This window comes from Thermodesulfobacteriota bacterium, from assembly GCA_039028315.1.
Classification (GTDB): domain Bacteria; phylum Desulfobacterota_D; class UBA1144; order Nemesobacterales; family UBA2774; genus CR02bin9.
In genome coordinates this window covers 1-3,826 of the sequence record JBCCIH010000205.1, presented here as the reverse complement: position 1 = coordinate 3,826, position 3,826 = coordinate 1, and the positions used below count along the sequence as shown (strand labels likewise).

Genomic DNA, 3,826 nt, shown 5'->3' with positions numbered 1-3,826 from the left:
TGCTTCAACTTCTTCAGAAGCTTGCTCTTCTACTGTTTCAGGAGTTTCTTTCTCTGACATATAATCCTCTTATGTGATTTTGGTTAGTACGGGCCAAAAGCGTAATCTTGAGCCATCTTGAGCTGATACTTTAGCTCTGTTACCAATCTTCTCTGAAGATCGCTCCAAGCGACCATACCGTAATACTGACCTTCATCATCTAATATGAATAGGTGAGATATACTGTGCTCGTTCATCATATCCATACAAGCTAGTATTGAGGTATCTAGCTTAACTGTATGAAGTTTTGTGCTCATAATCTCTGACACTTTTACTTCAGTTGGCTTTTTGCCCAGCGCAACAACTTTTGTTGAAAAATCAGTGTGACCAACTACGCCTACAATCTCGCCGTCACTCATAACGCCGGTTGTCCTGACTTTAAAGTTTCTGAGCTTAAGAGCTGCAACGTTAGCAGTATCTTTAGCATCCACAAAGAAAACTCTGTCCCTTGCGCCTATTAAATCACGAACTTTTAAATCTTCCAGCATGGATGCGTACCTCCTGTTTGTAGATTCAGTTCAGAATTCTTATTAACAATATTGATCACAGTTAACAATATAACTGACATTGTAATAATCTGAAATTCCCAACCAATCAAAATAATATCATAAAAGTATCTATGTATGAAGGCCTTAATTTTTGCCGGTTCTAAAGCTAACAACATACAGATTTTGTTTACCTTTCAGGCCAATATTAATTTTTTATGAAGGGTACGCGTATAAATCTAAAATAACTTGCAATATCAGAACCTAGCAAATAGAATATTGCTGTGGGTTTTGAAACAAATTGATGTTTTTCACATCTAAAAATATAAAATTATATCAGGAGGAATTAGATGGCAGAATATGTACACCCAGACGTATTAGTAAGCACGCAGTGGGTTGCTGATAATTTAAATGACCCTAACATCAAGATCGTAGAATCTGATGAAGACGTACTATTATATGAAGTCGGACATGTAGAGAATGCAATAAAAATTGACTGGCAGACAGACCTTCAGGATCAGCTTGTAAGAGACTATATAGACAAGGAAAAGTTCGAACAGTTGCTCTCAGATAAGGGCATATCCAACGACTCAACCATAGTTTTTTATGGTGATAAGAGCAATTGGTGGGCTTGCTACGCCATGTGGGTATTTAAGCTCTTCGGACATGAAAAATGTCTTATCATGAACGGCGGGAGACAAAAGTGGATTGAAGAGGAAAGGCCAATAACAAAAGACGTGCCTGATTTTCCTAAAACAGACTACAAAGTATCTGGAACTAACGAGGCAATCAGAGCCTTTAGAGATGATGTTGTAGGCCACATTGGCTCAGGAAATCCGCTTATTGATGTTAGATCACCCAAAGAATTTTCCGGCGAGCTTCTTCATATGGAAGCATACCCTCAGGAAGGCGCTCTTAGAGGCGGACATATTCCTGGGGCGGCAAATGTGCCATGGGCAACTGCTGCCAATGAAGACGGCACCTTTAAATCTGCTGATGAGCTTAAAGCAATCTATATGGATGACAAAGGTCTAAAAGAGGGAGATGACATTATCGCATATTGCAGAATAGGAGAGAGGTCATCTCACACGTGGTTTGTTCTTACATATTTATTAGGTTTTGAGGGCGTAAGGAATTATGACGGTTCATGGACTGAGTGGGGCAATCTTGTAAAAGCTCCAATAGAAAAGTAGTATTTATTATCAAATAAAAAACTAATCAAGGGGTGCTGTGCTGGTCATAGCATCCCTTTTTCATTTTAATTTTATGGCTAAGATACAAGAAATTATTGATGCGTTTCAGATTGCGGACTATCAAGAAACATTGGCAATGCTCCTTGATTACTCAGAGAGTTTGCCTGCTTTGCCCGAGAAATATGTAGAGCAAAGAGACCAAGGTTTTAACAGAGTTCCAGAGTGCGAGACGCCTGTCTTTGTGTGGATAGAAGTAAACGATGATAAAGTTCATATAGATGCTGATGTGCCTGAAGAATCCCCGACAGTAAGAGGGTTTGTAAGCCTATTAGTGGACTCGTTCAACGGCGCCACGCCTCAAGAAGTACTTTCTGCCCCTCAAAATTTAGTCCATGATCTTGGGCTTGATCAAAAGTTGGGTACCCGCAGAATGTTTGGTCTAAGCGCTGTATACAACCGTATAAAAAGCAGCGTTAAGGAAGTAAGCGGGCTTAGTTAACATGAACCAAGAACAAATCCTTAAGCTAGTACTAGACCACTATGAAAATCCAAGAAATTACGGCGAGATTTCAGATGCCGACGTTATTGAAGAAGGCGGAAATCCGGGTTGCGGCGATATCCTCAAGATATATCTAAATGTGGATTCAGATAACAATGTAAGAGATGTTAGCTTTTCTGCTGATGGGTGTATGCTGAGTCAAGCTGGAGCTTCAATATTGCTCGAAAAAATTAAGGGCATGAAGGTTAGCGAATTAAATGATTTATCAGCAGAATATGTAACAGAGCTTTTAGGCAAGAAAATGGTATCTACTCGACCTCAGTGTGCAAGGCTTGGGTTTAACACATTAAAAAAGGCTATCAGCAAATTTAGTCAAAAAGAGAATATAGCTAATTCCAATAATTAATCCGATTTTGATTTTACCACATACATGTTTGGGTTTTGAAGCCTTACCGCCTGAAGACGTTGCTGCATTATAAATGCAAATCTTTTTAGAAGCTCGTATCCCAGATCATGATCCTTCTCGCATTGCTCTAAAATAAATTTACCGTCTAATGAAACAGCTTTTGTGGGTGCAACAGCCTTGGAGTCAAAGTGAGCTTTGTAAGGAGGGAACAGCCATCCCCATCCAAGTATATCACCCTCTCCGAGCATCTGAATTGTGATAGGATCCCTATCTGGCGCAAGAGTTGTCTCTAGAGCAACTATCCCTTCTTGAAGAATATAAAACCTCTCTGCCTTTTCATTCTCGCCAAAAATCATCTCACCAGTGTCGAAGCTTACGTCAGAGGCTTTCTCTATTATTATGTCGAGATAATTCTTGTCTAGTCCTTTAAAACAGTAGTGTTCACTAATGATGGATTCGAGTGTTGGCATAGCTTCCTCCAGCGCTTAATTATTAATAATACTATTATATCACGATTGCGCATCTGTGCTATAGAACTTATGTGAGCAATATTAAAATAATAGGTTTGCTATTATCAATCTGCAGCTGCCACTATTTAACTACATAGTCATATAGGCACAGCGCAGCTAATTGTCTTGTATCCTTGAGATAGATAGCGAATTCTAAAAAATATGTCAATATTACTGTTAGACCCAAACGCGACTTAAATGGTGTCAAAATTATTATGAAAAAACTCTACATACCATCAGACGAGTCGGAACTAGTGTTCATAAAGAGTATTCTTGAAGCAGACGAAATACCTTTCTACGTGCTGAATGACAATTTTGGCTCGCTCTACTCTGGTGCCTATATGAATTTCTTTAACGCCAAAACTATCATGGTTCCAGAGGATTATTATGAGGAAGCAAAAGAAGTAATTAAGAGTGTTATAAAAGACGCTGAGTTTCCAGATTTCAAGGAAAAAGGACCTCCGGGCTTATCTGAATTGGTTCAGAATATACTCACATTTGTAACTCTCGGGCTCTATGACCCTAGATCGAAGAGCAAAAAACCAAAGAAAACGCAGGATGATTGAGGGCTGAGTTGAAAGAAATTTTATTCTTTTATTGATCAAGTATTGTGTTCTTTAAAATTTACAGGTATAAATACCGTCTCTAATTTTTATGAATTTCTGATTAAGAAAACAATAAGTCAAATTAAGGAT

6 protein-coding genes are annotated in these 3,826 nt (G+C 38.6%); 4 read left to right on the top strand and 2 right to left on the bottom strand.

Going from position 1 to position 3,826, the window contains the following annotated elements; translation table 11 throughout:
• Positions 1-83: 83 nt before the first annotated feature.
• Positions 84-527: a CBS domain-containing protein gene (locus AAF462_10745; protein ID MEM7009601.1), complete on the bottom strand. Its 444-nt coding sequence runs from the start codon at positions 525-527 to the stop codon at positions 84-86.
• Positions 528-874: 347 nt separating this feature from the next.
• Here AAF462_10745 and AAF462_10740 point away from each other — a divergent pair, with 347 nt between their 5' ends.
• The 3 genes from AAF462_10740 to AAF462_10730 are packed head-to-tail and all read left to right on the top strand — an operon-like array spanning position 875 to position 2,622.
• Positions 875-1,717 carry a sulfurtransferase gene (locus AAF462_10740; GenBank protein MEM7009600.1) on the top strand — a complete coding sequence of 281 codons (843 nt, stop codon included), beginning with the start codon at positions 875-877 and terminating at the stop codon, positions 1,715-1,717.
• 37 nt (positions 1,718-1,754) lie between these two features.
• Entirely contained in the window at positions 1,755-2,216 is a 462-nt protein-coding gene (locus tag AAF462_10735; protein ID MEM7009599.1) for a SufE family protein, read from the top strand.
• A gap of 1 nt (position 2,217) precedes the next feature.
• Entirely contained in the window at positions 2,218-2,622 is a 405-nt protein-coding gene (locus AAF462_10730; protein ID MEM7009598.1) for an iron-sulfur cluster assembly scaffold protein, read from the top strand.
• On the opposite strand, the gene AAF462_10725 is transcribed toward AAF462_10730, so the two are convergent.
• The gene (locus AAF462_10725) at positions 2,619-3,092 is read right to left on the bottom strand and encodes a Crp/Fnr family transcriptional regulator (protein MEM7009597.1); all 474 of its coding nucleotides are present in this window, start codon (positions 3,090-3,092) and stop codon (positions 2,619-2,621) included. The two genes, AAF462_10730 and AAF462_10725, sit on opposite strands and share 4 nt — an antisense overlap.
• Before the next feature lie 254 nt (positions 3,093-3,346).
• Between AAF462_10725 and AAF462_10720 the strand changes: the two genes are divergently transcribed.
• Positions 3,347-3,697 carry a DUF2007 domain-containing protein gene (locus AAF462_10720; GenBank protein MEM7009596.1) on the top strand — a complete coding sequence of 117 codons (351 nt, stop codon included), beginning with the start codon at positions 3,347-3,349 and terminating at the stop codon, positions 3,695-3,697.
• The last annotated feature ends 129 nt before the right edge of the window (positions 3,698-3,826 follow it).